The sequence below is a fragment of the Streptomyces anandii JCM 4720 genome (assembly GCF_014650655.1).
GTDB classification, from domain to species: Bacteria; Actinomycetota; Actinomycetes; order Streptomycetales; family Streptomycetaceae; genus Streptomyces; species Streptomyces anandii.
Window position 1 is genome coordinate 269,045 of record NZ_BMVJ01000005.1, and the last position, 6,278, is coordinate 275,322.

Here is a 6,278-nt window from a genome sequence, read left to right on the forward strand (position 1 = left end):
TACGTGACATTGGTTTCCGGGCCTCGTTGAGCGGATGACTCACAGGTCGAGGCATTGGAAAGGCAGTGAAGTGCGCAGGCTTTCAGCGGCCACGGCGGTGGCCATGGCTATGGGCAGTTTCGTCTCGCTCGGTACCGGAGCCGCCTTCGCGGACGGCCCCCACGGCGCCACCGCCACGGGTGGCTCCTCGGGAGGAGACCTGTACCAGCAGAACATCGCTCAGGAAGGCAGGCAGAACAGTGCCTGCGACGAGGGGGACTACAGCGACATCACCCTCGCGCCCGGCCGGCTCACGGGGCGGTGTGTGAACGGCGACGGGTCCTTCAACAAGTTCGCCCGCGTGCGCTACAGCGGCGCGCGGGCCGAGGGCGGTTCCTCGACGTTCGACCTGTACCAGCAGAACGTGGCTCAGCGGGGCCGGCAGAACAACGCCTGCGACGACAGCGTCGACCTCGGTCTCGATGTGACCGACGGCGCGTTGACCACCGACTGTGTCAACGGCGACCGTTCCCGCAACGAGGACACGTTCGTGGCGAGCGGCGGCGCCCTGGCGCGAGGCGGGTCCGGCGACAGCTACGCCTACCAGCACAACGTGGCCCAGGAGGGCCGGCAGAACAACGTCTGCAACCTGTCGGATATCTCGAGCCCCTCACTGGACCCGGGGAGGCTGACGGCCGGGTGCGTGAACACGGACGCCTCCTCCAGCAAGCACGCCGGTGTGAAGTCCAGGGGCGCCCGGGCCCTCGGCGGCTCCGACGGCTACGTGGAGCAGCAGAACGTGGCCCAGGAGGGCCGGCAGAACAACGCCTGCGCCAACGTCGTCGACGTCTCCGCTTCCGTGAGCGACGGCGATCTGAACACCTGGTGTGTCAACAAGGACCGTTCCGGCAATGAGGAGACGCTGGTCAGGAGCGGCGGCGCCCGGAGCGACGGCGGGACCAGCACCGGCAGCCTCTACCAGCAGACACTCGCGCAGGACGGACGGCAGAACAACGCCTGCGCCGACGGCGTCGACGCCGATCTGACCTTGTCCGGCGGACGCGAGGCCTGGTGGTGCGGCAACACCGACCACTCCGGAAACAAGCGTGTCCTGGTCAAGGGCGCCGGCGCTCACGCCCAGGGCGGCTCGGGCCTCTACCAGGAGCAGGACACCGCGCAGGAGGGCCGGCAGAACAACGTCTGCGGCTCGGCCACCTACTGGTGGCCCTCCGTGACCAACGGTCGGACAGGCAGCGGGTGCGGCAACGGGGACGGCTCCTCCAACGAGGACGTCCTGGTCAAGGGCGGTGGCGCCCATGCCAAGGGTGGTGCCGGAGCGGATGGCGACGTCTGGCAGCAGAGCGTGGCCCAGGAGGGCCGGCAGAACAACGCCTGCGCCAACCTCAATCATCCGCTCGCGGGGCCTCCGTCCCTGACGGACAGCAGGGCTGAGGCCTCCTGCTACAACAGCGACCGGTCCCGCAACAAGAAGGTCCTGGTCAAGGGTGGCGGCGCCCACGCCGAAGGCGGCTCGGCGGCCTCGGAACTCGACCAGCAGAACTTCGCACAGGAGGGCCGGCAGAACAACGCGTGCGCCAACCTGAACGCTCCCGAGATCTCGCTGACGGGGAGCAGGGCGCAGACCCGCTGCAAGACGGTGGACGGCTCCGACAACGAGGAGACCAAGGAGATCGGCGGCGGTGCCCGCGTCAAGGGCGGCTCCTCCGCCGGCAGCCTGTACCAGCAGAACATCGCTCAGGAGGGCCGGCAGAACAACGCCTGCGACAACCACAACCACCTGGACGCGAACATCACCGACGGGCGCCAGAGCGCGCGCTGTGTGACCGTGGACCGGTCGGTGAACCGGGGGACCACGACCGCCGGTGGCGGCGCCCGTGTCGAGGGCGGCAGCGCCCTGGGTGATCTGTTCCAGCAGAACATCGCCCAGGAGGGCCGGCAGAACAACGCCTGCGGCAACAGCAACGACCTGACCATCACCGCCACGGGCAGCCGCACCGACAGTCAGTGCCTCGCCGTGGACCGCTCCGTGAACATCGGAAGCCAGGAGGACTGACCGTCCGACGGAGGCGCCGGGTGCCCCGACGGGCGCCCGGCGCCCCGCTGTTGAACGGTGGCGGGCGGTCGGCGCCGGACCGGCGGCGCACCGTCACGGGAACCGTGAGCCTCCCGTTCGCGCCAGTTTCGGACCGGGGTGGTTCGGCCACGCCCTCGACCCGTGGACTGCGGACGCGGCGTCCACCTGCCCCTCGTGACGGGCGAAGGACCTGATCCAGTCACTGATCCAATGTGCAATTAGTCCGGATCGTGGGCCTGACAGCCATTTTCGACCTGTCGTTCGAGGTGTGGGCGGTGACAGGGGTACTCCGACGCAGTCGACAAGCGACGGAAGGAGACACAACATGCGACCCATGGCACGTTGGGCCATGACAGGCGCTCTCCTGGCCACGGCTGTGGCCGGTCCGCTGAGCGTTCCCGCCCACAGCGCTCCCGCTTCGCTGTACGCCCCCTCCGCCCTCGTACTGAGCGTGGGCCACGGCGAGGACGCCGCCGGCACCGTGCCGGAGCGCGCGGTGACGTTGAACTGTGCGCCCACCGCGTCGGGGACTCACCCGGACGCCGGGACGGCCTGCGGGGAACTGGCGCGAGTGGGCGGGGACTTCGCCCGCCTCGCGACCCTCGCCGACGAAGGGGGCGGTGCTCGCCATTGCACGAAGGAGTACCAGCCGGTCGTCGTCACGGCCCAGGGCGTGTGGCGCGGCAAGCGCGTGGACTACGCGCACACGTTCGGCAATGCCTGCGTCAAGGATGTGCAAGGGGCTTCCGTCTTCGCCTTCTGACACGCATCCGCGTGCACGGCATCGTCGTGCCACCGGGATGCCCGGCGGGCCGGCCACTCGGGACCGGTCGGGCGACACGCCCACCGTCGGCCCTCTCACCCCGGTCAACGAGCCGTACGGGCCCACCATGTGAGGAGACACGTGTCCGGGTAGCCGGGGATCTCCGGACTCCTCCCCGGGTCCCGTCCGGTCCGGCTCCCGTCCGTCGCGCGAGCGGCGGTGCTCGAGGCGCCGACCGGTGAGAAGGAAGGCGGCCGGCGCATGCCGTTCGGTGTTCACGGTCGTGGAGGTGCGCCTCGGGCGGCCCACCGCGGCAGCCCCACCGGCACGGCCGGTTCCACCCCCGGCAGTGCCGCGAGATCCGCTCCGACCGCGTGCGGACCCGCGATCCCGTCCGCACCGGCTCCCGGTGCGCCCGCGTTCCCGGCGTCCGACAGGTGTACCGACCGATGACACGCGGGCCGCAGTGGGCCGACCACCAGGTCGACGGCATGCTGGTGCGCGAGGCGCGTGACACGCGCGTCCCGCAGCGGGGACACCTCGTCATGGTTCATGGCGCTCAGCAGGGCTGGTGGGTCTTCGAGCGCTGGATCCCGCCCTTCACGTACTCGGGCTGGACCTGCCTGGCCTTGTCGCTGCCGAACCACACCGGCTCCCGTGTCCTGCCGGAACAGGAGTTTCTGTCCCTGACCGTCATGGACTACGTGCACGACGTGCTGCGCGTGGTGGACCGCCTGGCCCCGCGGGCCGCACTCCTCGGGCACAGCATGGGTGGACTGCTCACGCAACTCGTGGCCGAGCGGACGGCACCTGAAGCGCTGGTGCTGGTGTCGTCCGTGGGCCCGGGCCAGCTCGGCGCGATGCGGACGACGTCCTTTCCGCCGGATGAGCCCGTCGTCTTCAGCCGGGACCTGATTCGCGAACGGTGGTTCCGCCGGATTTCCGAGACCGCCATGGACGCGGTGATGACGCGGGTGAGCCCGGAGCCCCCCTCTGTCGTCAACGCGTACAGCGATGGAAGCGTCCACGTCGACACGAGGGCAGTCCGTTGCCCCGTCCTGGTGGTCGGACCGCAGGAGGACCGCACGCCGGTGCACGATGCCCGTCGAATCGCCGAGCTCTACGGTGTGCGCCCCCTGCTCGTGCCCGAGGTCGGCCACAGCATGATGCTCGAGGACGAGGGCGTCCACGTCGCTTCGGCCATCATTCAGTGGCTGGACGCCAACTGCGCCGGACAAGAGCGGGAGACTCGCTGAAGCCCATACGGCCTGATCGTCCGGCCGTGTCCGGTCGGCTCGGGAGCCCGCGATGCACGGGGGCGCGTTCCGTGGCACTTCCGGCTGGTCACGGGCGCTCGAGCGCCGTCCTTTCGGGTGACTTCTTGTCTGACGGTCCATTGAGCGGGAGATGAAGGAGACGTAAGCGTCGAAACCGGCAGGCCGCCCATCCTCTCCGGCGAGATGGCGGCCTGCTGTTGCCCGCCCCCGGTCTCGGACCGAGCGCGGCGGTACGGCCGACCCTCTCCTCCGGTGGAACGGCGCTCACGAGCGCGCCACGCGCGCCGGCGATGCAGTCAGTCCACGAGCCTAGGTGATTCGCCATGCCCAGCACCCGTGCCGTCGAAAACTCGTTCCTCAGCGCTTCGAGCGGTCCCTCCCCGGCGCCCACCGCGCCCCTGGACCAGCCGACCGCCGTCTCGCCCGACCAGGGGCCCATGAGCGGCGGGACCCGCGTGACCATCACCGGACACCACTTGAGCGGGGCCACGAGCGTCCGCTTCGGCTCGCACGAGGCGTGGAGCTTCACGGTGCCGAACGACACCACGATCATCGCGGTGTCCCCGGCGGGATCGGGAAGCGTGCCGGTCACCGTGACCACACCGGGAGGTACCGGGACGCTCGGATGGTTCTTCTACCAGCCAGTTCCCGGACTGAAGTCGCTGCAGCCGGCGTCCGGGCCGGTCGGCGGGGGCAGCGTCGTCGTTCTGACGGGGAGCAATCTGGGCACGGCCCAGTCCGTGCGGTTCGGCTCGGCACCTGCCGTCCCGACCGAGGTGGCCAACCAGCGGCTCACCGTGGTGGCACCCCCGGCCTCCGCCCCCGGCACCGTTCCGGTCGCCGTCACCACGGCAGGCGGGGTGAGCAATGCCGTGTCCTACACGTACACGGCCGATCCGGTCATCACGGGCGTCTTCCCCTCGACCGGGGGACGGCCGGAGGCGTTCCCGTCATCATCACCGGGTCCGGGCTCGGCGGCGTCACCGCCGTCACCATCGCGGGCGTCCCCGTCTCCTCGTTCCGGGCGAACTCCGACACGCTGATCGTCGCGCTGGTCCCCCCCGGAGTGGCGGGCGCCGCCGATGTCACCGTGACGACGCCGGGGGGCAGCGCCACCTCGAGTGGTGCCTACGTCTACATCGTTCCCACGTCGGTGACGGTGTCCTCCTCCCCGGACACCTCGGTGACCGGCCAGGAGGTGACCTTCACCGCCACCGTCACCCCTGACGTGACCGGGCTCGGAGCCCCCACGGGCACGGTGACGTTCGACTTCGGCGACGGCACCGTCCCCGTCTCGGTTCCGCTCACGGACGGCACCGCGACCACCACCCACACCTACGCGTCCGCCTCGGGCAGTCCGTACACCGTCACCGCCGCGTACGACGGCGACTTCGACTTCGCCCCCTCGTCACGGTCCACGTTCCACGCCGTGGGGAGGGCGGTTACGACGACGTCGCTGATGTCGACTCCGGAGCCGTCGGCGGTGGGGCAGGCGGTGACGTGTGTCGCCCGGGTCGCGGCCGACCCGCCCGGCGCCGGAAGTCCCACCGGGACCGTGACGTTCGACTTCGGCGACGGCAGTGCGCCGGTCACCGCGCCGGTGGTGAACCACCTGGCCACTGTCGACCACGGCTTCACCGCGACCGGGGGCAGTCCGTACGCAATCACCGCCACCTACAACGGCGACGCCGACTTCCAGCCGTCGGAGTCGGTGGTGGACGTGCACGCCGTCTCGGCCGACATCTCCGGCACCGTCACCACCCTGGTCTCCAGTCCGAACCCGTCGAGTGTGGGCCAGAGTGTGACGTTCACGGCCAGTGTGGTGCCGGTTCCTCCGGCGGCCGGCGGTCCCACCGGCACGGTCGCGTTCTTCTTCCGTGACGGCACCTCCGCCACCGTCCCGCTCGGCGCCGACGGCACCGCCACCACCACACACGCCTACGCCACGGCCGGCGGCAGCCCCTTCGACGTCCTCGCCCTCTACAGCGGCGACGCCGACTTCAGCTCGTCCAGCGCCGACACGACGCAGACAGTCGAGCCCGCCACGACCACGACCAGCGTCACCGTCGGCAGTGGTTCCTCGGTGTCCGGTCAGCCGGTGACCGTCACCGCCACGGTCGGCGTTGTCGCGCCGGGAGCTGGGACACCGACGGGCACGGTCACG

The 6,278-nt window shown here is 70.6% G+C and carries 5 protein-coding genes; all 5 read left to right on the forward strand.

Annotation, left to right across the window (positions count from 1 at the left end):
- Window positions 1-103 precede the first annotated feature (103 nt).
- A complete protein-coding gene (locus IE249_RS12035) occupies window positions 104-2,053 on the forward strand; it encodes a hypothetical protein (protein ID WP_189704768.1) in 1,950 nt (649 codons plus the stop codon).
- A gap of 346 nt (window positions 2,054-2,399) precedes the next feature.
- Complete coding sequence (locus tag IE249_RS12040) at window positions 2,400-2,837, forward strand: subtilase-type protease inhibitor (RefSeq protein WP_189704769.1); 438 nt, start codon at window positions 2,400-2,402, stop codon at window positions 2,835-2,837.
- A gap of 491 nt (window positions 2,838-3,328) precedes the next feature.
- Window positions 3,329-4,093 carry an alpha/beta fold hydrolase gene (locus tag IE249_RS12045; protein ID WP_189704770.1) on the forward strand — a complete coding sequence of 255 codons (765 nt, stop codon included), beginning with the start codon at window positions 3,329-3,331 and terminating at the stop codon, window positions 4,091-4,093.
- A gap of 344 nt (window positions 4,094-4,437) precedes the next feature.
- Window positions 4,438-5,157: an IPT/TIG domain-containing protein gene (locus tag IE249_RS12050; RefSeq protein WP_189704771.1), complete on the forward strand. Its 720-nt coding sequence runs from the start codon at window positions 4,438-4,440 to the stop codon at window positions 5,155-5,157.
- A 47-nt stretch (window positions 5,158-5,204) separates the two neighbouring features.
- A partial coding sequence (locus tag IE249_RS37040) for an Ig-like domain repeat protein (protein ID WP_229858217.1) occupies window positions 5,205-6,278 on the forward strand: 1,074 nt, incomplete at its 3' end.

Bases quoted from the DNA above. Each gene is read 5' to 3' on its own strand.
- IE249_RS12035 (WP_189704768.1), top strand. From the start codon at position 104: ATGGCTATGGGCAGTTTCGTCTCGCTCGGTACCGGAGCCGCCTTCGCG.
- IE249_RS12050 (WP_189704771.1), top strand. From the start codon at position 4,438: ATGCCCAGCACCCGTGCCGTCGAAAACTCGTTCCTCAGCGCTTCGAGC.
- IE249_RS12045 (WP_189704770.1), top strand. From the start codon at position 3,329: ATGCTGGTGCGCGAGGCGCGTGACACGCGCGTCCCGCAGCGGGGACAC.
- IE249_RS12040 (WP_189704769.1), top strand. From the start codon at position 2,400: ATGCGACCCATGGCACGTTGGGCCATGACAGGCGCTCTCCTGGCCACG.